At 36.1% G+C, this 20,921-nt stretch carries 18 protein-coding genes; 5 read left to right on the forward strand and 13 right to left on the reverse strand.

Translation table 11 applies throughout. The features are described 5' to 3' along the window. Positions 1-151: 151 nt before the first annotated feature. Positions 152-1,186, forward strand: coding sequence for a quinone-dependent dihydroorotate dehydrogenase (locus OGZ34_RS11195; RefSeq protein ID WP_263363080.1), 1,035 nt, complete (start codon positions 152-154; stop codon positions 1,184-1,186). Here OGZ34_RS11195 and OGZ34_RS11200 read toward each other — a convergent pair. Beyond that, positions 1,172-1,888: a DUF3307 domain-containing protein gene (locus OGZ34_RS11200; protein WP_263363081.1), complete on the reverse strand. Its 717-nt coding sequence runs from the start codon at positions 1,886-1,888 to the stop codon at positions 1,172-1,174. The two genes, OGZ34_RS11195 and OGZ34_RS11200, sit on opposite strands and share 15 nt — an antisense overlap. Further along, positions 1,885-2,499 carry a SatD family protein gene (locus OGZ34_RS11205; RefSeq protein WP_263363082.1) on the reverse strand — a complete coding sequence of 205 codons (615 nt, stop codon included), beginning with the start codon at positions 2,497-2,499 and terminating at the stop codon, positions 1,885-1,887. Before OGZ34_RS11205 ends, OGZ34_RS11200 begins: the two co-directional genes overlap by 4 nt. A gap of 209 nt (positions 2,500-2,708) precedes the next feature. On the opposite strand from OGZ34_RS11205, the gene OGZ34_RS11210 reads away from it, so the two are divergent. The 4 genes from OGZ34_RS11210 (at position 2,709) to guaB (ending at position 7,488) form a co-directional block, all read left to right on the forward strand. Next, a complete protein-coding gene (locus OGZ34_RS11210; RefSeq protein WP_263363083.1) occupies positions 2,709-3,575 on the forward strand; it encodes a hydroxymethylglutaryl-CoA lyase in 867 nt (288 codons plus the stop codon). Between the two features lie 84 nt (positions 3,576-3,659). Beyond that, positions 3,660-4,214: a hypothetical protein gene (locus tag OGZ34_RS11215; protein WP_263363084.1), complete on the forward strand. Its 555-nt coding sequence runs from the start codon at positions 3,660-3,662 to the stop codon at positions 4,212-4,214. Continuing rightward, positions 4,211-5,617: a DUF5723 family protein gene (locus tag OGZ34_RS11220; protein WP_263363085.1), complete on the forward strand. Its 1,407-nt coding sequence runs from the start codon at positions 4,211-4,213 to the stop codon at positions 5,615-5,617. Before OGZ34_RS11215 ends, OGZ34_RS11220 begins: the two co-directional genes overlap by 4 nt. A 398-nt stretch (positions 5,618-6,015) precedes the next feature. After that, the gene (gene guaB, locus OGZ34_RS11225; RefSeq protein ID WP_263363086.1) at positions 6,016-7,488 is read left to right on the forward strand and encodes an IMP dehydrogenase; all 1,473 of its coding nucleotides are present in this window, start codon (positions 6,016-6,018) and stop codon (positions 7,486-7,488) included. Between the two features lie 71 nt (positions 7,489-7,559). Here the strand turns inward: guaB and OGZ34_RS11230 are convergent, their stop codons facing one another. The 11 genes from OGZ34_RS11230 to OGZ34_RS11280 form a co-directional block, all read right to left on the reverse strand. Further along, on the reverse strand, positions 7,560-8,759 hold the full coding sequence (locus tag OGZ34_RS11230) for a hypothetical protein (protein WP_263363087.1): 1,200 nt from the start codon (positions 8,757-8,759) through the stop codon (positions 7,560-7,562). Between the two features lie 101 nt (positions 8,760-8,860). Further along, positions 8,861-10,018 carry an FAD-dependent oxidoreductase gene (locus OGZ34_RS11235; protein WP_263363088.1) on the reverse strand — a complete coding sequence of 386 codons (1,158 nt, stop codon included), beginning with the start codon at positions 10,016-10,018 and terminating at the stop codon, positions 8,861-8,863. Between the two features lie 180 nt (positions 10,019-10,198). Continuing rightward, the gene (locus OGZ34_RS11240) at positions 10,199-11,080 is read right to left on the reverse strand and encodes a L,D-transpeptidase (protein ID WP_263363089.1); all 882 of its coding nucleotides are present in this window, start codon (positions 11,078-11,080) and stop codon (positions 10,199-10,201) included. 95 nt (positions 11,081-11,175) lie between these two features. Then, positions 11,176-12,063, reverse strand: coding sequence for an alpha/beta hydrolase (locus OGZ34_RS11245; RefSeq protein WP_263363090.1), 888 nt, complete (start codon positions 12,061-12,063; stop codon positions 11,176-11,178). 54 nt (positions 12,064-12,117) lie between these two features. After that, entirely contained in the window at positions 12,118-13,611 is a 1,494-nt protein-coding gene (locus tag OGZ34_RS11250; RefSeq protein ID WP_263363091.1) for a S41 family peptidase, read from the reverse strand. A 39-nt stretch (positions 13,612-13,650) separates the two neighbouring features. Next, positions 13,651-14,232, reverse strand: a complete 582-nt coding sequence (nudK, locus tag OGZ34_RS11255; RefSeq protein WP_173967059.1) for a GDP-mannose pyrophosphatase NudK — start codon at positions 14,230-14,232, stop codon at positions 13,651-13,653. A gap of 56 nt (positions 14,233-14,288) precedes the next feature. Continuing rightward, the gene (locus tag OGZ34_RS11260) at positions 14,289-15,560 is read right to left on the reverse strand and encodes an adenylosuccinate synthase (RefSeq protein WP_263363092.1); all 1,272 of its coding nucleotides are present in this window, start codon (positions 15,558-15,560) and stop codon (positions 14,289-14,291) included. Positions 15,561-15,655: 95 nt separating this feature from the next. Beyond that, the gene (locus OGZ34_RS11265) at positions 15,656-16,114 is read right to left on the reverse strand and encodes a Fur family transcriptional regulator (protein WP_029268726.1); all 459 of its coding nucleotides are present in this window, start codon (positions 16,112-16,114) and stop codon (positions 15,656-15,658) included. A 182-nt stretch (positions 16,115-16,296) separates the two neighbouring features. Continuing rightward, on the reverse strand, positions 16,297-16,839 hold the full coding sequence (locus tag OGZ34_RS11270; protein WP_263363093.1) for a hypothetical protein: 543 nt from the start codon (positions 16,837-16,839) through the stop codon (positions 16,297-16,299). Between the two features lie 31 nt (positions 16,840-16,870). Next, positions 16,871-19,093 (reverse strand): RelA/SpoT family protein, encoded by a 2,223-nt coding sequence (locus tag OGZ34_RS11275; RefSeq protein ID WP_173966995.1) that lies wholly within the window; start codon positions 19,091-19,093, stop codon positions 16,871-16,873. Between the two features lie 273 nt (positions 19,094-19,366). Further along, positions 19,367-20,905, reverse strand: a complete 1,539-nt coding sequence (locus tag OGZ34_RS11280; protein ID WP_263363094.1) for a serine hydrolase — start codon at positions 20,903-20,905, stop codon at positions 19,367-19,369. Between the last annotated feature and the right edge of the window lie 16 nt (positions 20,906-20,921).

A 20,921-nucleotide genomic window follows, 5' to 3' on the forward strand; every position in this document is an offset into this window, starting at 1 on the left:
TTTTTTTTTGCTCTGTTGCGTTTCAATTGCTACGTGTTTGTTTTCAGTGTCATATATGGGAAAAGAATGTTAGAAACAGTTTTCTATAAATCATAGTCACTTTCAAGTATTATATTTAAATTTGCATCCAAAAAAACAACAACACACTACTATGTATAAATTGATAATTCGCCCAATACTTTTTTGGTTTGATCCGGAAGAAGTACATTACTTTACTTTTTCATTTGTTAAATTCATTTCAAAAATCCCTGGTGTTTCATCAATTATCAGATCGATTTACGAAGTAAAAGACAGCCGTTTGGAGCGCGAAGTTTTTGGAATTAAATTTAAAAACCCGGTAGGATTGGCTGCGGGATTCGATAAAGATGCCAAGTTGTATAAAGAATTATCGGATTTTGGATTTGGTTTTATTGAGATTGGTACTGTGACTCCTGTTGGACAGGAAGGAAATCCTAAAAAACGTTTGTTTCGATTGAAAGAAGATCAAGCGATTGTTAACCGAATGGGATTTAATAATGGCGGAGTTCTGGAAGCTGTAGAACGTTTGAAAAAGAATTCGGGAGTTTTAATTGGTGGTAATATTGGGAAGAACAAAGTTACGTCAAACGAAGATGCAGTTAATGATTATATCATTTGTTTTGATGCTTTGTTTGATCATGTAGATTATTTTGTGGTGAATGTAAGTTCGCCAAATACGCCAAATTTACGTGCTCTGCAAGACAAAGAGCCTTTGACAGCTTTGTTGCAAACGCTGCAAAACAGAAACGTGGAGAAGCAAAAAACAAGCACACAAAAAATAAAACCAATTTTATTAAAAATTGCTCCGGATCTTACAGATGAGCAATTACTCGATATTATTGATATTGTAAAAACTACTCAGATTGCAGGTGTAATTGCAACGAATACTACAATTTCCCGCGACGGATTGCAGTCTGCTAACCAGACTGAAACTGGAGGACTGTCAGGAAAACCATTAACGAAACGTTCGACTGAGGTGATTCGTTTTCTTTCGGAAAAAAGCAATAAAGCTTTTCCAATTATTGGAGTAGGTGGAATTCATACTGAAGATGATGCGATCGAAAAACTAAATGCAGGAGCCAGTCTGGTTCAATTGTATACAGGTTTTATTTATGAAGGTCCTGCCTTGATAAAAGCAATCAATAAAAAGGTTTTAGCACAATTGTAAAAGCAGCGCCTGAACAATTAATCCTGTAATAATAGCAGTTCCAAAACTGATCAAAGTACCAATCATGACGTACTCGGTGAGTTTTCTGTCTTTTGCTTCTTTTAGATCTCCAAATCTAAAAATTGATTTAGCTGCCAATAAAAAACCTATAGCTTCAAAATGGCCTGTTAAGATAAAGCAGAAGACAAACAATCTTTCTAAGATGCCAATGTAATTTCCTGCTTTGGAGAGCGAATTTTCATTGTGGCTATTTTGACTTTCCGGGTTCCAAATCGAAATAATGGTTTTAATGAGAATAGAAGTTGGTTTTGTGATGAATAAAACTCCGGTCACTAAAATCCAAAATTGATTGTTGAACCAATGAAAATTGATTGTTTCGTCTTTGTAGAGAAAAACAATCCCAATTAGAACTAAAATGTGCAGCAATTGGTCTACTATAAACCAACTGCGTTTCGTTTTGTTTTTCTGGAAATGAAGCTTGATTAAATCGATAATGCCATGAGATACGGCAATAAGAAGTGCATATGGAAGAAATTGGATTTCTCCAACCAAAATGGCGGCTAAAATTCCATGTAAAAGAATATGAAGGTATAAATAAATACTTTTATGTTTTTTGGCTTCTTTGTCGGTTACCCATGAGTTGGGCTGCGCTGTAAAATCACCTAGTAAATGTGCTAAAAGTAGTTTTATAAATAAAATCATAACGTTGCAAGTTGTTTTATTTGTGTTCTGAAATAGCGGTCTAAATTTAATACTAAATCAAATTGAGCTCGTTTTTGTCTTCGGCTTACTGCGGCTCTTTTTATCCCTAATTTCGGGGCTAATTCCTCTTGTGACAAACTTGGATTTTCTATTGCAATTGCTACAAATTCGGCAGATTGAGCTGGCCAATTATCCATAAAAGTGAGAGCAAGCTGAATCATTAAATTTATTTTTTCATCGATAACAGTATCGCCGGTTCGCAGCGCTAAACTTACTTTTAGTTTCTTTAAAGTCTCAAAAAGTTCACCCGAGTGTATAAAGGCAGAACCATTGCTTTCAGAAATTTTTTCAGCATCATGTGTTTTATTTCCAATACCAATACTCATTCGGGCATCCAGTTTTAAGGCTTTTAAATGTGCTTTGATGAGAATGGCGGCCAATAAAGCTTCTTCAGGATTCTTTATTTCAATTTGAAATTCATCCCCTCTGTAAATTTCCCATTGGAGAGGTGTTTCTCCAAAAGGAGATAAGACCTCCTTTAAGGATGTTACCCAGTCTTTTGATTTTTGCTTTCTGGAATCGATTATATCTCCTGTAATTACACTAGTCATAGCTTCAAATATAAATAAAAAGAATAATAATAGTATTACAAATGTAGTTAATATTTTTTAAATGTTACGTTTTTGTGTAACACTATCAATTGTTACGTTTTTGTGTAACATAATAAAGTGTTACCATATTCTGTAATATAATTAAAGAAAATTATAACTTTTATTTCTTTAAAAAAGAAACTAACTTAGCCATTATAAAAGAGTAAGCTTTGAATAAAGAAATCAAGATTATCGAATGTCCGCGTGATGCTATGCAAGGCATCAAAACTTTCATACCTACCCAAAATAAGGTTTCGTATATACAGGCTCTGTTGAGAGTGGGTTTTGATACCATTGATTTTGGAAGTTTTGTATCTCCAAAAGCGATTCCTCAAATGCAGGATACTGCTGAAGTTTTGGCGCAGCTTGATTTATCGCAAACTACAAGCAAATTGTTAGCGATTATTGCCAATACACAAGGAGCATCATTAGCTGCAGCGCATGAACCTATTCAATATCTTGGATTTCCTTTTTCAATATCTGAAAACTTTCAGATGCGAAACACACATAAAACCATCGCCGAATCTTTAATTACGCTCGAAGAAATTCTTGAAATTGCCGATCAGAAAAACAAAGAAGTCGTTACCTATCTTTCCATGGGATTTGGAAATCCTTATGGTGATCCGTGGAATGTAGAGATCGTGGGCGAGTGGACAGAGAAGCTGGCCGGAATGGGGGTGAAAATATTATCGCTTTCTGATACTGTTGGTAGTTCTACACCGGAAGTAATCACTTATCTTTTTTCAAATTTGATTCCGAAGTACCCGCAAATTGAGTTTGGCGCGCATCTGCATACCACGCCAAACAGCTGGTTCGAAAAAATAGATGCGGCTTCAAAAGCAGGCTGTACACGTTTTGACGGGGCTATTCAGGGGTTTGGCGGCTGTCCGATGGCAACCGATAAACTCACAGGTAATATGCCTACCGAAAAGCTGATCTCTTACTTTACATCTAATAAAAAAGCCACAGGCCTGAACTCTTTAAGTTTTGAGAGTGCCTACAATGAAGCATCAAAATTGTTTGGGAAATTTCATTAAAAAATAACTATATTTACTTAGCAAAGGCAAATAATAAGTGATAGCAAATTATCGTTGTTAGTATTTAGATAATGTATAAATACCATGGGACTACATTTTATAAAGAGAATTTCTCAAATACTATTCTTATCCATCTTTATTGCTTCATGTTCCAGTGATCTGGATTTTGATCAGACTAAAGATTTAAAGCTAGAACCTGCTTTTGTGGCTAATCTGGCTTATTTTGATGTTCCCGCAGCTTCTTTTATAGACAATGGTACCGAACAGCAAATAGCTTTTGATGTTCAGGATTTTGATATTTTTAAAGAAAAATTTTTAAAAGACAATCTCGTTAAAGCTGAGTTTGATTTTGAAATGGAGAATACTATAAACAGGGCTTTTACACTTAATGTATTGCTTCTGGACGATAACAATAAAATTCTTCAAACCATCACACTTGCTATTCCGGCCTATTCAGGAGGTACAAATGTTATAAAATATCCTACCGAAGTATTCGAAAATCAACGATTAGATTTATTAAAGCAATCCCGAAAACTTGGTTTTGTAGTTGTAATGGCACCCGGCCCGCCTTTAAACGGAACCAGTGCAGGCAGTTTAAAATTACGTTCAAGTGCAACCGCTTATATGGTAATCGAATGAGAAAGCTACAGCTAGTCTTCATAGTGTTGTTTCAGCTTTCTTGTTTGGCTCAAAATAAAGAAGTGCTGTATAATTTTACCGCCATTCCACAATCTTCGCTTGTAAATCCGGGGGCAGATGTTGCTTATAAATATTATTTTGGAGTTCCGGTTTTGTCCGGAGTTTCGGCAAATTTGGGTTCAGGCAGCTTTTCAGCTTATGATTTGTTTGCCAATAATGGAGTGAATTTCAATGATAAAGTTCGAAATGTCATTAATAAATCATCAAGTAAAGATAAAGCCCAGATCAATCAGCAGCTCGAGTTATTTTCGGGAGGTTTTCGGGTTGGAGGAAGAGACAGTAAGTCGTACATTTCGTTTGGTATCTATCAGGAATTTGATTTTTTAATGTATGTTCCTAAGGATCTTGTCGTACTGGCATTAGACGGAAATAAAGATCATATTGGGAAATCGTTCAATTTGGCTGATTTAAACATGAAAGCTGAAATACTCTCGGTTTTTCATGTAGGTTTTCATAAAAAGCTGAGTGAGAAATTGGTACTCGGTGGTCGCGCCAAAATTTATTCCAGTGGAGCAAATGCAACATCAACCCGAAATTCAGGGTTTATTTATACCGGTCGGGCAGCTGGAACCCCTAATTTGTATAATCAAGTAATATCTTCTAATTTAGAGATAAGGACATCCGGGATCGCTACATTTACAAAAGACGAGTATGAAGGAAGTATTCCAAAAGATATTATACACAATACTTTTTTTAACGGAAGTCTTGGCTTAGGGCTTGACGCAGGATTTACGTATTATTTTAAAGATAATCTTCAGTTTACCGGAAGTATTGTCGATTTGGGGTTTGTGAGACAGTCCAAAGATATTGAGACTTTAACCTATAAAGGAACGTATCAATACCAGGGTGTAAATCCTGATTTTATGAATTCAAACGAACCAAAGAACATTTTTGATGAATTTGATAAGGCAATACCACGCGACACACTTTACAATAAATACACCACCCGCAGACCAACAAAATTCTATTCTTCCCTGCAGTACTCTTTTGGCGAATCACGTTCTGATGAGGAAGACTGTAATTGCAAAGGAAAAGTTACCAGAAAATACGTCAATGGCGTAGGAGGGCAGCTGTTTGCTATGGCTTTGCCGGTAGAACCTTTTGTTGCGGTAACTGCTTTTTACCGACGTAGTATTTTTGAAAAGTTAGATGTTAAGGCTACTTATACAATTGACTCTTATTCTAGTAAAAATATAGGTTTGGGACTTTCAGGTACTCTTGGAAAACTTAATATGTATGTTCTCGTCAATAATGTTCTGGAATTCAAAGACGTTTCAAAAGCCAATAGTATGGCATTTCAGTTTGGTTTCAACTTTATTTTTAATGACAATTCTGATGAATAGTTTTTTTAAATTGTAAACTGCGACTGTAAACTGCGACTGTAAACTTGTGAGATGTGAGATGTGAGATGTGAACTGAGACAGCAAGATGTAAACTGCGACTGCGACTGTAAATTGTGAGATGTGATATGTGAACTGAGACAGCAAGATGTAAACTGCGACTGCGACTGTAAACTGTGAGATGTGAGATGTGAGATGTGAACTGAGACAGCGAGATATAAACTGCGACTGCGACTGTAAAATGTGAGATGTAAACTGCGACTGCGACTGCTCACTACGTCTTTATTACTAAGTCATAATTTACGCTATCTTTCCTGTAAATGTAAATTTATGAATACGTTAGTATTTAAGTTTGCAATTTATTCACTATATTTGCACGCAATTCAACTAGAAATTGCACCATGATAGCACACAACTCCAAGATTATCGGCGAAGGTTTGACTTACGACGATGTATTATTAGTACCTAACTACTCGAATGTGCTTCCTCGCGAAGTGAGTATTAAATCAAAGTTTTCACGAAATATAACACTTAATGTTCCTATAGTATCAGCTGCTATGGATACCGTTACCGAAAGTTCAATGGCAATTGCTATGGCTCAGGAGGGAGGAATTGGTGTTTTACATAAAAACATGACGATCGAGCAACAAGCTGCGAAAGTTAGAAGAGTAAAACGTGCGGAGTCCGGAATGATTATCGATCCGGTAACTTTACCAACAAATTCAACTATTGCAGATGCAAAAAATGCAATGAAAGAATTCGGAATCGGTGGTATTCCAATCGTTGATGAAAATAAAATACTTAAAGGAATCGTTACCAACCGTGATTTACGTTTCGAAAAAAACGGAGCAAGACCAATCGCTGAGGTAATGACAAGCACAAACTTAGTGACTGTTGCTGAAGGGACTTCTTTAGAACAGGCAGAAGTAGTTTTACAAGGACATAAAATCGAAAAATTACCGGTAGTAAATGCTAACTACGAACTAGTTGGTTTAATTACTTTCAGAGATATTACAAAACTGACTCAAAAACCAATCGCAAACAAAGATGTTTTCGGACGTTTAAGAGTGGCAGCGGCAATTGGAGTAACTGGTGATGCAGTTCAAAGAGCCGGAGCCTTAGTTGCTGCGGGTGTTGATGCTATTATTATTGATACTGCTCACGGACATACTGAAGGTGTTGTAAACACCCTGAAAGAAGTAAAATCTAAATTTCCAAACATTGATGTAATTGTGGGTAACATTGCAACTCCGGAAGCAGCTAAATATTTAGTTGAAAATGGTGCTGATGGTGTAAAAGTCGGAATCGGACCTGGTTCTATCTGTACAACCCGTATCGTTGCAGGTGTTGGTTTTCCTCAATTCTCAGCAGTTCTTGAAGTAGCTGCGGCGATCAAAGGAACAGGAGTTCCGGTAATTGCTGATGGTGGAATTCGTTACACAGGAGATATTCCTAAAGCTATCGCTGCAGGTGCTGATTGTGTAATGTTAGGATCGTTATTGGCAGGAACAAAAGAATCTCCGGGAGAAACGATCATTTTTGAAGGAAGAAAATTCAAATCTTACCGCGGAATGGGTTCTGTAGAAGCCATGCAGGGCGGATCAAAAGACCGTTACTTTCAGGATGTTGAAGACGATGTTAAAAAATTAGTTCCGGAAGGAATTGTGGGACGTGTTCCTTACAAAGGAGAGTTAAACGAAAGTATGCTTCAGTTCATTGGTGGTCTTCGTGCCGGAATGGGATACTGTGGTTCAAAAGACATTCCAACTTTACAGGAATCGGGACGTTTTGTTAGAATTACGTCAAGCGGAATTACGGAAAGTCATCCACATAATGTTACTATTACAAAAGAAGCTCCAAATTATTCAAGATAATTTTTAGTTTTCAATATAAAACAAAAGGCATAAGAGTTCGTTTCTTATGCCTTTTTTGATTTTAGACAAGACTATTTTTTTGCAGTAATCAAATAGGTATTGGTTATTTTGTAGTCCTTATTTTTAATTACGATTTTATACTTCCCGGGAGCTAATAGTAAATTTCCTTTTTCATTATTGGCTAAAATCTCAATGACATCAGCGGGTATTCCTTCGTTTTCATATTCATTAATTCGATATGCTGTAATTAGTGCAGGAAACTCTTTTATTTTTGAGTTTGGAACCGGGTAATTTTTTCTCTTTTCTGATAATGACAGCCAATTCGGTCTTTTATTGGCATACGTAGTAACAGGATGTATGATGGAACAGTCTATTTTTTTAAGATTATTTAGGCCGCCATTGAAAGTGTTGCCGTTAGAATCAATCAGAATTGCCGGGCACTCTAAATTTATCATTTGAATATAGGGCTGGTTTAATTTTGTATCTCCTCTTTCAGAATATCGAACCTGATCAATTGTAAATGGATTGATGCCAGTAAATTCAGTTAGTCTGCCGGCCATTGCTTTTTCCCAGGGCTTAATTGAGGGTGTTCCTTCGATGATATGGTCGTATCCACAATGGATTAAAAATTTCCCGTCAGGGTTGTTGTTTATCCATTTGGCAATGCTTTGAGCCTGTTTGATTTCTCTGTCTTTCCCTGTGAGATTAGGAGTGTCGAAGTCTTCATAACCAAATACAGTAAAGCCTATTTTGAGAGCTTCGCTAATCAAATTGCCAAATTGTGGCTCTTTTGTATAATAGCCGCTTTCTAGGATTGGAAACTTTCTTTTATTAACTAAAGTGTCAGAGAGTGCTTCAAGACCGAGAAACCGAAAACCATTGTCGTAAAGTCCCTGCAATATTGAAGTACTGAATACCCGGTGTCTGGCGTTGTTGTGGGCTTCATTTATCAGAATGACTTTTTCCTTTTTTGATCGATTAACAATATATGTTTTGGCATTTTCAGGATGAAATAGGGTTAGATATAAACTGTCTTCTTTGGTTATTGTTGGTACAGTAGCGCCATTTTTATCCCAGGTTTCCAGTGCTTTTTTATAATAACCGCTAATAGAATAGTCAGTTGCTCCGGTTTGGTATTTCCATTTTACCGTGTCTTTTTCGATCTTTGCACTAATGTCTTTAGAGAATTGGTAGATTTCTTTTTTTGTTTGAGAATATAGGGATGATATTGTAAAAAGAGAGATTAGTATTGAAAAGAATAGTAGTTTCATTGCTTTATAGAAAAGGATTTGAGAGTACTAAAAGTAGAGAAATAAAAGTTTGCAGCATCAAAAAAGGCATAAGAATGAAACTCTTATGCCTTTTTTTATTTTTATGATTCGGTTTTATGGCCAATGCGGCTGTTCATGATGTCTTCGGTTGTGATGTCAGAATGTAGTAGATTTTCCATTTTAGAAGTTTGTCGTTGTGCTTCTAAAGCATAACCAAACATCTTTTGTTCATAATCGTCAATGGCATCCTGTAGTGTTTCAAATTTTCCGTTGGTTAGGTTTTCGGTTAATTGATAGGCATCCATCAACCCCATATTGACACCTTCACCGGCAAAGGGAGGCATTACATGTGCGGCATCACCAACAAGTGTAATATTGGAATGTTTTTCCCAGGGTTCTTCCAAAGAGAATAAACGTAAAGGCAATCCGGAGAAATCAGTTGCAGCGGCAAAGAATTTTTTATAGTCGTCACTCCAGTTTTTAAAGGTTTCATTCAAAAATGTTCGTACGGCAGTAAGATCTTCAAAGTCAATTCCGTGGTTTGAAATCCAGTTTTCATCTGCTTTGAAAGAAACTCCAAAATGTACGGAACCGTCGCGTAAGGTATGCGTATAAAACATTTTCTGTTCGCCCATTGCCATTACATTTCCGTCGCCATATTTGGGTTTGAATTCCGGATAATCACGATCAGGGTGGGCAATTTCTCCCTGAATAATGTAGGTTCCCGAAAGTTGAGGTTCCTTATGAGTTACAAATTTTCTAGCATTCGATCTTCCGCCATTGGCAACTATCACAAAATCGGCGGTTGCGGTAGCGCCGTTTTTGAATTCTAAATGGTATTGTTCTCCTGTTTTTTCAATATGGGTTAAATGACTGTCCCAAATTACTGTATTGGCATTCAGGTTTTCGAGCATAATTTTTCTCAAATCATTACGGTCAATTTCAGGTCGTGTATATGCATTTTCTTCATCCGGCATCTCAGCCGAGGTAATGTTCCCCTGCATGTCAGCCATTTTTTCTCCGGTTGGACGTGCGTACTGATAGAAGACGTCCATTAAGGCTGCTTTTTCGATTGCTTTTTGACCTGAATCCGAATGAATGTCCAATGTCCCGCCCGAAGTTCTGGCTTGTGCATTCAGATCCCTTTCGTAAACGGTTACATCAGCACCGTTAATTTGTAAAATTCGCGCTGTGGTTAAACCAACAGGCCCGCCACCAATAATGGTGATTTTTTTGTTTTTTATAAGTGAATTGTTCATGTCTTGTTTAATTAGGGAACAAATATATAAATAATAAATGAACGTTTATTCATTTATGTGTTAAATAAGTTGCAAAGGTTCAGAGGCTCAGTGGGGTGTAAATTTTCAAAAAAAATCAGCCAGAACCTTTTATGAGGAGGTTTTGACTGATTGTAATAATGTGCTTTTTTATAAATAGAGTCAGGGCGTAGCAGTTGGTTCGGCTTCTCTAAGCTTTTGATTTTCTAAAATCTCCTGTATAAAGGACTGGGTTTGGGTTTTTATTTCTGATTCTGATAAATCCAGTGCCTTAGGATTTTTTACTAATGCATACCAGGGTTTTGGTGCGTCAAAAGGATAACTTCCAAAAACGATGACCGGAGTTCCTTTTACTTTTACATTCTCCGGGTCTTTTAAAATCCATTCGTCAGCCCATTTGTAAAGATCTTTGGCATCGTTTTCCTGTAATCTCAAACAAGAATGCGAGGCAGGGTATCCCGGTAAATCATATTGATGGAAGCCAACTCCCAGTTTATTTTCGATATTAAAATTCCATTTTAAGTCCCATTCATCATTAAATGTGCTGGTTGTTTTTTCAGCTTTCCAGTTGGTAAAGAACAATCCGGTTGGTGTGGGATCTTTTTTTCGTCCCATATTGGTTGGGCCTGCGAACATTAATTCTCCATTCTCATAAGTAGCAAATGTCTGAGCAGGATAGGAGAAAAGAATCACTTTCGAAACTTCTTCTAAAGCGAAGATATGAGTTGGAAACGGGAGATAATAAACCAAATCGCCTGTAAAATCACTAGGAATAATAACAGAGTCCATTTTGACAAAATTCTTTCGATCAGTTCGATTTATGGCGTATGCAATGCGGAGTTTGCTGCTGTCGGAGGCATTGGTTTTAAGCCATTCTTTTGTGTTTTCAAAATGATAGGAAACGGATTTCGGTTTTGTACGTTCGATCGTTTTTTTAGGCTTTACTTTGCCCTTTGTTTCGGTTGCTTCATTCTTTTTACAAGAACTTATTAGAACCAAAACGACCAGTAGTAAAATACTTAAGGGGTATCGTAACTTTCTCATAATTGCATTTTTTATACTCGTAAAGTTATTTGATTACCAGCCAAATCGTTTATACAATTACCTGAATAGTTTGTTGGATTTTCATTTACAATTTTTCACTGTATCGATTTTATAAATCCTGTGACATCCTTTGTCCATTGAATTTTATTTTTAATGAGATAATTTTCATGTCCGGTTGCTTTATAGATATTAATTCTTTTTTGACCTTTTAAATTTTTATAAATCACATTTATTTCTTCTCTGCTTACGCTTTTATCTTTTTCTCCGTAAAGTAATAAAACCGGACAGGAAATATTTTTTGCATATTCTGCGGGATTGTGGCTAAATCCCCAAAAGCCATTTTGTAAGCCGCCCCAAAACACTAATAAACCTGCCATTGGAAATGTGGGTGCATTCATCTTTTTAAATCTGGCACAGACAGTTTTATACATTGATCCAAATGGACATTCGATAATTATACCTTTGGGATTTATTTTAGAATCATTAATACATTTCATTATTGAAACTGCTCCCATGGAAGTTCCAAATAAATAAATATTTTGTTCTCCTGTCCTGGTAACGTAGTCAAAACAAGTTTTTACCTGCTTAGCCTCCTTAAAACCAATTGTAGTTTGATTTCCTTCCGAATTTCCACTTCCCATAAAATCAACAAGAACGGTATTGAATCCTAATTTGATAAATTCATTTGATCTTTCAATCATTGAGGATTTTTCTCCTCCATAACCATGAAAAAGTATAACAGTTCCTTTTGGTTTCTTATTTTTGATAAACCAGCATTCAATTTCCTTGTTGCTTTTAAGGTTTATAATCTGATATTTTTGGGTTGGGAATTTATTGTTTTTGGGTTTAGGATTATTAACTCCCAGGAATAGAGTTTTTGCTTTGTCAATTAGGGATAATTTTTCGGGACTTTTAGTTTTTACGGCGTTATTTTCTGTGAAATGAGTAAATTTATAGGCATGAAAAAAAGCAATACTATTCATGAGTATAAAAAGGAATAGTACTATTCTTAAAATTTTATTCTTAAACAATTTCATTTATTTCTGATCAATTAATTTCAAAGTATATTCAAACGGTGTGTCCTTATTTTGTACAAAGTCATCAATGGTTTGTATGACTTCATGATCGGGAATTACACCTCTGCCAAAAATCTGGTTGGGTTTTTTAGGGGCATCCTGTTCGAGGTTAACGATCGAAAATTGTGTTTTTATCTTTGTATTTGGAAGTTCGTATTCCACGGGTGTGTGTCCGTTATGACCATAATAACCGCCCATTGTTTCTTCACCAATAATTATAGCGTCGGTATGGCCTGCGACTAAAGAAGCAAAGAGTGATCCTGCAGAGGCTATTCTGGGGCTTATTAATAGATAGATCTGTCCTTTAAAGCTGTTTTTATCGGGCTGTAACAAACGATTGAATTTAGGATCTTGCTGGTACTGTTGTCCTTTCAGTTCAGGGTATTCTTCTTTAAGTTCGGCTTCAAATTCATGGAGTTCTTCGACCTTTTTCTGTGGTTCTGTTTCTTGATAGATAAAATACTGCGGGTATGGAATTTTTTGAAAATTAATAAATGCCGATGTATTTTCTCGATACGGTTTTTGTGTCAGATAAGAAAAAGCGACAAGGTCGTTAGGATCGCTTCCACCTCCATTACTTCGAACATCGACTATTAAATTTTTGATTTCCGGATGCAGAGTGAGAAGTTGAAAACAGCTGTCGAGATACTTTTTATAGACAATATGCTCTTTGTCTTTTGCATTCATTCCAATTGCAAAAGTGGGTATAGAAAGCAACGCTGTATTTGGAGCCGTGAGTTTGAAAGTGTATTTGTTTTTAATTTCTCCATAGAACAGGCTGTCAATAGGTAAAGAATGTCGGTTTTTAAAGTTTTCTTTTCTTTGATCGTTCGAAACAGCGGCTATAGTTTTGGATTGTTTTTGAGTTTGGTCGGGGAGTGAATATTCGACCAGGAAATGCTCTTTTGGGCCGTATTCCAATTCGAAATACCTTCCGAATGAAGCACTGATTCCGATTGATTTCCCCGAAATATTATAACCGTCCGTCGTGTAGTATTTGTAGAAACGAGAGATTATTTTCTCGATTTTAATACCGTTGATTTTATGAATTTGAGATCCAATAGGAATTTCGGAATTCTGAAAATTGACAATTATTTTATTCTTGAGTAGTTTTACGGGATACGGAAAGAAAACTTTTCCCGACATATATTTTTTTTGAAATTCATCGGGAAGAGTGGTGTTATTGTGTACGCTGCCTTCAAAATCAGTGATTTTGAGGGCTATTTTGTAGAAATCCAGTAGCGATTTAGGTTTTTTTAATTCTGAAAATGCCCACGAATAAATACTGTCGATCTGTTTTTTGGTTCGGTATTTATAAACTCCTGAATTGGCTTTTTCTCTAATTTCCTTAAAAGTCGATAAATCCTGTTTTAGTTTTGCAGCAGGCCATTTTTCATTTTGTGAAAAGAGCAGACAAGGAAAAAGCAGAAAAAGTAATGTTTTAAAATGGAGCATTTAATAGATTTTAGTTTGATCTAAAATACTCAAAAAATCTTAAATCAAACCTTTTATTTTCGCATGCTGTAACAGTAAAATAGTTTTTGCATCTGTAATTTCGCCGGATTGAATCATGGCATAGGCCTGATCAAAGGTGTATTCCAAAACCTCTATGTTTTCTTGTTCCGCGTCTAATCCGCCACCGTCGTTTACCTTCATTGTTTCGTTGTATTCTCCGATAAACAGGTATAAAATTTCGGTTACAGATCCCGGTGACATGTAGGTTTCGATCACTTTTTCTACTTTTTGCAAACGATACCCGGTTTCTTCTTCAGTCTCGCGAATAATAGCTTGTTCCGGATGGTCCTGATCCAAAAGACCTGCACAGACTTCGATCATCATTCCGGTTTTATTGCCGTTTAGATAAGTTGGCAAGCGAAATTGTCTTGTTAGAATAACAGTTTTCTTAGCGGTATTATAAAGTAAAATAGCTGCTCCGTTTCCGCGATCATACACTTCACGAATATGAGATTCTATTTTACCATCTTTCATTTCGTAGTCAAAAGTTACCTTGTTTAGTATGTACCAATTGTCTGATAATAACTGAGTTTCGGTAACTTTAATTTTCGGATTTTTCATCATTAGAAATGTTTTGTATAAAAAAAACGCTCTGGTTATCAGAGCGTTTAGAGATATTATTTTGTTATTGTTTGCTTTCTGTCTGGTCCAACCGATACAATTTTGATTGGCACTCCAACTTCTGCTTCAATAAACTCAATATATTCTTTTAGCTCGATTGGCAATTGATCGTAAGATGTCATTCCTGTTAAGTCAGCTTGCCATCCTTTAAATTCTTTATAAACAGGAGTCACGTTTTCCGGCTCAATGTTGTAAGGAAAGTGAGAAATGTTTTGTCCTTTGTAGTTGTATTCTGTACAAACTTTTAAAGTTTCAAATCCAGAAAGAACGTCACCTTTCATCATCATTAATTGAGTTACTCCATTTACTTGTACGGCATATTTTAAAGCTACTAAATCCAGCCATCCACAACGTCTTTGTCTTCCTGTAACAGAACCAAATTCGTTTCCAACTTTTGCCATTGTTGCACCCACTTCGTCAAAAAGTTCAGTAGGGAATGGGCCGCTACCTACACGTGTAACATAAGCCTTGAAAATTCCGTATACTTCTTTGATTTTGTTAGGAGCAATTCCTAAACCGGTACAAGCTCCGGCAGCTGTAGTGTTTGATGAAGTTACAAATGGATAAGTTCCGAAATCAACATCTAATAAAGAACCCTGAGCTCCTTCACATAAGATTGATTTACCTGCTTTTTGAGCTTGGTACATGTATTCTTCACTGTCAATGAAATCTAATTTCTTTAATTCTTCAATGGCTTCAAAGAATTCTTTTTCAAGTTCAGCAAGGTTGTATTGAATAGCCACATCATAAAAAGCAATCATAGCCTCATGTTTGTCAGCTAGTGCTCTGTAACGATCTTTGAAATCTTCTAATTCGATATCTCCAACACGCAATCCGTTTCTTCCGGTTTTGTCCATATAAGTTGGTCCAATTCCTTTAAGGGTAGAGCCAATTTTTGCTTTCCCTTTTGATGCTTCAGATGCGGCATCTAATAAACGGTGTGTTGGTAAAATTAAATGTGCTTTTCTTGAAATGATCAGTTTGCTTTTGATGTCAAGGTTAAATTTCTCTAAACCTTCAATTTCTTTTTGAAAAACTACCGGATCTATTACAACACCATTACCAATGATGTTTACTGATTTTTTATGAAAAATTCCGGAAGGAATGGTTCTAAGTACGTGTTTAATTCCGTCAAATTCTAATGTGTGTCCTGCATTTGGTCCTCCTTGAAAACGTGCAATAATATCATAATTTGAGGTAAGAACGTCAACAATTTTTCCTTTACCTTCATCTCCCCATTGTAATCCTAGTAATAAATCTACGGTCATTCTATTTTTAATTTGCGTTGAGGCAATCCGAGTTGCCCTACTGATTAATGTAGTTAATTTTCTTTTTTATATTTTTTGAATAATGCCTTTCGGAATTATTGTTTTTGCTTTTTGTTTCCGTAGAAATACAAAGAATGATTTGTAATTTCAATATCAAATATTTCTTCGATTGTCTTTTTGATGGTTTGAATTCTTGGATCACAAAATTCAATTACCTCACCGGAATCCGTCATGATAATATGATCATGCTGTTTATCAAAATATGATTTTTCGTAGTAAGCTTGATTTTGTCCAAATTGATGTTTTCTAACCAAAGCGCAGTCTAACAATAGCTCTATTGTGTTGTATAATGTAGCTCTACTCACACGATAGTTCTTGTTTTTCATTTTGATATATAAGTTTTCTATATCAAAATGTTCTTCGCTATCGTAAATTTCCTGAAGTATAGCATAACGCTCAGGAGTTTTGCGATGCCCTTTTTGCTCAAGATACATTGTAAAAACATTTTTTACAATTTCTTGATTTCTAGTGTTGTCAGTTGAAATGAGTGTCATATCCGGCAAAGGTAATTTTTTATTTTTAATGAATAAAAGTTTCGGGTTTAAAGTTTAACGTTTTAATTTGTATTCGATTCATAATAAAGTATCAATTACAGGTGTTTGTAATGATAAATTTAAAAAAATAGAGTGAACATAATTAACATAATTGTTTTTATTTATGAAAATACTAACATTTTTTACTTCCTTTTTGTCATGTACATGTACCAATTCCATTCCCATGATTTTCCGGAATCTTCAGACATGGCCTGACTCCAAACCGGATTATTTTCGTCTCTTGCATCCCAACGGAATACCTGAAAAACTTTTTTACCTTCGTAAATATCTTTAGAGAAGAAGTGACCGACTTTGTTTTCGAAAGAACCTATTACGGGTTTGTCTAATATTCCGGTATTTGAATCTGACCAATAAATACTCCACAATCGGGTTTCAGGATTAAATAATCTAACGGTCATGCCTTCGAAAGGCTTTCCGTCAAAAGTGGCAAGGAAATTATCAATATTGCCAATTCCGTGCAGGATTTTGTACATTTCCTGAGTGGAGGGAAATTCGATCCATTCTGTACAGTTTGAAAGCCTTTGTTTTAATTTTTTATTTAAGATGTCTGATTTTCCCTGAAAAAAATCAAAATCATATTTAGACGAAGAATCGGAAGCAGTGATAATAAGCTCGCCGTTTTCATTTAAATGTATCTGTGGAATTTTCAGTATATCATTTTTCATATAAAAAAATCAGATTCGATTCAATTTGGAATTAAGTTCTGTATTCTCTTGTTACTTTATCAACTCCGTCAATTTTTTTAATGGCATTGATCATTTTCTTCAAAATGGTGTTGTTTTGAACGATAACGGCAATCTGTCCATGAAAAATTCCGGCATCTGTACTTAACGAAATACTCTGAATATTTACGCTCATGTTGTTCGAAATAACTCTGGTCAATTGATTGGTAAGTCCTAAAACATCCATTCCTGTTATGTTGATAATGGCTTTGAATTCTTCCTGAGAAGAATCGATCCATTTGGCGCTCATAATACGGTACGCATAATTGGATTGCATGCCAATCGCGTTCGGACAGTCTTTTTTGTGAACTTTGATCCCTTCATTGATGGTTACAAAACCAAAAACGTCATCTCCCGGAATTGGGTTACAGCATTGTGAGAGTTTGTAATCGAGTTTATCATGTTCCGTTCCAAAAACCAGCATGTCATAGTTACTGCTGATGACCGGTTTGTGAATGTCCTCAGAAGCGGTATTGTCTTTGTTTCGTTTAATTTTATTTTTAAAGAAATTGATAAACGTATTGCTCTTTTGTGCTGCGTAATCTTTTAACTGCTGATTTTCGATCGCACCAATACCAACTCTGTAAAATAAATCTAAACTGGTTTTAAGCTTGAAAAAGTTAACTAATTCATTAATGACCTGCTCATTGATAGTGATTTTTAGGTGTTTCAGTTTTCTGGTAAGCAGTTCTTTTCCTTCTTCGGCGATTTTTTTGGTGTTCTCGTTCAGAACATTCTTAATTTTGGTTTTCGCGCGCGAAGTTGTCACGTATTCCAACCAGTTTACAGTTGGTTTTTGATTAGCAGAGGTTATAACTTCAACCTGATCGCCACTTTTTAATTCGTGATTCAAAGGTACTAATCGTCCATTGACGCGTGTTCCTCGGGTTTTAATTCCAATTTCAGAGTGTATGCTAAAAGCAAAATCAAGTGATGTGGCCCCCTTTGGCAATGATTTGATTTCTCCTTTTGGCGTAAAGACAAAGATTTCTTTTGAATATAAATTCATTTTAAAATCTTCTACAAAATCTACCGCATTGGTTTCCTGATTTTCTAATGCTTCTCGAAGTAAATTCAGCCAAACATCCAAACCACTTTCTTCGGTTGCGCCGTTTTTGTATTTGTAATGTGCTGCATATCCTTTTTCTGCTATTTCATCCATACGTTCGCTTCGAACTTGTACTTCAACCCAACGGCCTTTTGGCCCCATCACGGTAATGTGTAAAGCTTCGTAACCGGTTGATTTTGGAGAGGAGATCCAGTCACGCAAACGGCTCGGGCTTGGTCTGTAATGGTCGGTAACAATGGAATAGATTTTCCAGGCTACGAATTTTTCATCATGCTGATCTGATTTGTAAACGATTCTTAAAGCAAATTTATCATACACTTCGTCAAAACTCACATTTTGAGCCCGCATTTTACGGCGAATCGAATAAATAGATTTTGGACGTCCCTTAATTACATAATCAATGCCTTCACTGTCTAAGGATTTTTTCAAAACATCCGAAATGTCTTTGATGTAAGCATCCTGTTCTTCTTTAGTTTCTCTGATTTTGCTTACGATATCATTGTAAACTGCCGGTTCGGTATATTTTAAACCTAAATCTTCGAGTTTGGTTTTGATATTATAAAGTCCCAAACGGTGGGCAAGAGGAGCGTAAATATAAAGTGTTTCTGAGGCGATTTTGGTTTGTTTGTATTCCGCCATAGAATCCATGGTTTGCATATTGTGCAAACGATCGGCCAGTTTGATCAGAATAACACGAACGTCATCGTTCAGTGTCAGAATCATTTTTCTGAAATTTTCTGCCTGCATAGAGGCATTCAGGTCTCTCTGAACCAATGAGATCTTGGTTAAGCCTTCTACCAATTGGGCTACTTTCGGATTGAACAAACGCTCAATATCTTCCACAGTCAAAGGGGTATCTTCAACAACATCATGCAACAAGGCCGCAGCAATAGAGGTCGCTCCCAAACCAATTTCAGAGGCAACTATTTTTGCAACTGCAATAGGATGAAAGATATACGCCTCACCAGATTTACGTCTTTGTTCTTTGTGTGCATCAACAGCAACATCAAATGCTTTACGGATAAGTTTTTTGTCGGTTGGGCTTAAAGTCTGATAACTGATTCGAAGTAACTCTTTATACTCTTGCGCAATTGCTTTATTTTCTTTTTCAATATCTATTTCTATCATAACGGCATAGTTCAAGTACTAAAAATAAGAATAAGTTTGAATATACGCAAGGGAATGGAAGGTTGATTTTAGAATGAAATTATTTTGTTTCAAGTTTCAGGTTTCAAGTTTTTGAGTACTGCTTTCAGTCTCAGTTTTCAGTCCCAGTTTTCACTTTTAAATCGGGTTGGGTGTGAAAAAAGGTTGAAAGAGATACTGTTTAGCAGGTGCAACTGTAAACTGTAAACTGTGACTGCAAACTGCGACTACAAACTGCGACTGCAAACTAAAAAACTATTCTTTCGCAAAATCCAAATCCTGAAAATCATAACTAAAATCAGTTAATTCAGAAATTGGTAGCATTTTTAAGTTAATGACTTTGCCGCTTTCATCGTATTTGAAAAGTAAATGAGCATCGGCGTGAAAGAAAGCATTGTTCCATTTTACTACGTAATTTCCATCTTTGTAGAAGAATACCTCGCCAGCCAGTTGTGGAGAGCGTTTGGAAGCAAAGTATGCTTTTCCTTTTTTCTCTGTTATTGTGATTTCGCCAAACCAATTGTCTTTGTAAGTTCCGGTTATTTTAGAAAAATCGGTTTTTAGTTTGTCTTTTTTGTTTTTGGCAATGGTTGCCCAAACTTCATCGGTCACTTTATCAGCTGACGCTTCGCTAGCTTTCATTCGATTGCTGTAAAGGGTTACATAATCATCTGATTTAACACCGAGATAGCTGTCTTTTATGGTATTGGTGATCGCGCTAAAAGCGGCTCCTGATTGCTGATTGGTCAAAACAATGATACCTAAGCCTAATTCGGGAATCAAAGTAGTTTGCGTCACATTTCCTTCTAATCCTCCTGTGTGCGAAACCTGTTTGTATCCTTTTACATCACTTAAGAACCAGCCTAAACCATAACCTGAGAAATGTGTGTTGTACGGTGGCCTTGTTTTTGCCGGAATGATAGTTTGCAATTGCCACATTTCATCGTGTTCTTTTTCTGAAAATAACGGTTTGTTATCACCATATTTTCCATTATTGATTTGTAAAATGGCCCATTTACTCAAATCATTAACACTGGAATAGATCCCGGCTGCTCCATCGAAAAGCTGATTCTCATAACGTTTGATCGTTTTAAGTTTGCCATCAACCGGAACATGAGGTGTAATGACGTTTGTAGTATCTTTTAAACGTTTTACGGAAGCTACACTATTGTTCATTTCCAGAGGTTTCATAATTCGTTCTTCAACAAATTCGGCCCAGGTTCTACCGCTTACCACGTGTACAATCTCACCTGCTACGATGTATAGTAAGTTGTCGTAATCGTACTTGGTTCTAAAACTGGAAACGGGCTTTAAGTATCTTAGGTTATGCACAATGTCTGCTGCTTTAAAATCGCTTCCGTCAGGCCAGATCATTAAATCTCCGGCTCCAAGTCCGAGTCCGCTTCGATGTGTTAATAAATCACGAATAGTGAATTCACGGGTTACGTAATCGTCGTACATTTTAAAATCAGGAAGATATTTTACGACTTTATCGTCCCATTTTATTTTGCCTTCATCTACCAGCATCGCCAATGCTCCTGAGGTAAAAGCTTTGCTGTTGGAGGCAATCCCAAAAAGGGTATTGGCATCTACTTTTTGCTGTGTTGTTATTGATTTTACTCCGTAACCCTTTGCCAGAACTACTTTTCCGTCTTTTACAATGGCAACTGCAATTCCGGGTACATCAAATGCTTTTAGGGTGCGATTGACCAGTTCATCTACTTCCGGGTTGGTTATTTGAGCTGAAAGGCTAAGGCTAAATACTAAGGCTAAAAGTGATAATTTGTAATTCATGACGGTATGTTTTGGT

Origin of the sequence: Flavobacterium collinsii (genome assembly GCF_946903285.1) — a bacterium.
Lineage (GTDB): Bacteria > Bacteroidota > Bacteroidia > Flavobacteriales > Flavobacteriaceae > Flavobacterium > Flavobacterium collinsii.

What these genes read in the sequence shown, in the direction of transcription:
- OGZ34_RS11195 (WP_263363080.1), top strand. Translation starts at nt 152, where the DNA reads ATGTATAAATTGATAATTCGCCCAATACTTTTTTGGTTTGATCCGGAA.
- OGZ34_RS11200 (WP_263363081.1), bottom strand. Translation starts at nt 1,888, where the DNA reads ATGATTTTATTTATAAAACTACTTTTAGCACATTTACTAGGTGATTTT.
- OGZ34_RS11205 (WP_263363082.1), bottom strand. Translation starts at nt 2,499, where the DNA reads ATGACTAGTGTAATTACAGGAGATATAATCGATTCCAGAAAGCAAAAA.
- OGZ34_RS11215 (WP_263363084.1), top strand. Translation starts at nt 3,660, where the DNA reads ATGGGACTACATTTTATAAAGAGAATTTCTCAAATACTATTCTTATCC.
- OGZ34_RS11220 (WP_263363085.1), top strand. Translation starts at nt 4,211, where the DNA reads ATGAGAAAGCTACAGCTAGTCTTCATAGTGTTGTTTCAGCTTTCTTGT.
- guaB (WP_263363086.1), top strand. Translation starts at nt 6,016, where the DNA reads ATGATAGCACACAACTCCAAGATTATCGGCGAAGGTTTGACTTACGAC.
- OGZ34_RS11230 (WP_263363087.1), bottom strand. Translation starts at nt 8,759, where the DNA reads ATGAAACTACTATTCTTTTCAATACTAATCTCTCTTTTTACAATATCA.
- OGZ34_RS11235 (WP_263363088.1), bottom strand. Translation starts at nt 10,018, where the DNA reads ATGAACAATTCACTTATAAAAAACAAAAAAATCACCATTATTGGTGGC.
- OGZ34_RS11240 (WP_263363089.1), bottom strand. Translation starts at nt 11,080, where the DNA reads ATGAGAAAGTTACGATACCCCTTAAGTATTTTACTACTGGTCGTTTTG.
- OGZ34_RS11245 (WP_263363090.1), bottom strand. Translation starts at nt 12,063, where the DNA reads ATGAATAGTATTGCTTTTTTTCATGCCTATAAATTTACTCATTTCACA.
- OGZ34_RS11250 (WP_263363091.1), bottom strand. Translation starts at nt 13,611, where the DNA reads ATGCTCCATTTTAAAACATTACTTTTTCTGCTTTTTCCTTGTCTGCTC.
- nudK (WP_173967059.1), bottom strand. Translation starts at nt 14,232, where the DNA reads ATGAAAAATCCGAAAATTAAAGTTACCGAAACTCAGTTATTATCAGAC.
- OGZ34_RS11260 (WP_263363092.1), bottom strand. Translation starts at nt 15,560, where the DNA reads ATGACCGTAGATTTATTACTAGGATTACAATGGGGAGATGAAGGTAAA.
- OGZ34_RS11265 (WP_029268726.1), bottom strand. Translation starts at nt 16,114, where the DNA reads ATGACACTCATTTCAACTGACAACACTAGAAATCAAGAAATTGTAAAA.
- OGZ34_RS11270 (WP_263363093.1), bottom strand. Translation starts at nt 16,839, where the DNA reads ATGAAAAATGATATACTGAAAATTCCACAGATACATTTAAATGAAAAC.
- OGZ34_RS11275 (WP_173966995.1), bottom strand. Translation starts at nt 19,093, where the DNA reads ATGATAGAAATAGATATTGAAAAAGAAAATAAAGCAATTGCGCAAGAG.
- OGZ34_RS11280 (WP_263363094.1), bottom strand. Translation starts at nt 20,905, where the DNA reads ATGAATTACAAATTATCACTTTTAGCCTTAGTATTTAGCCTTAGCCTT.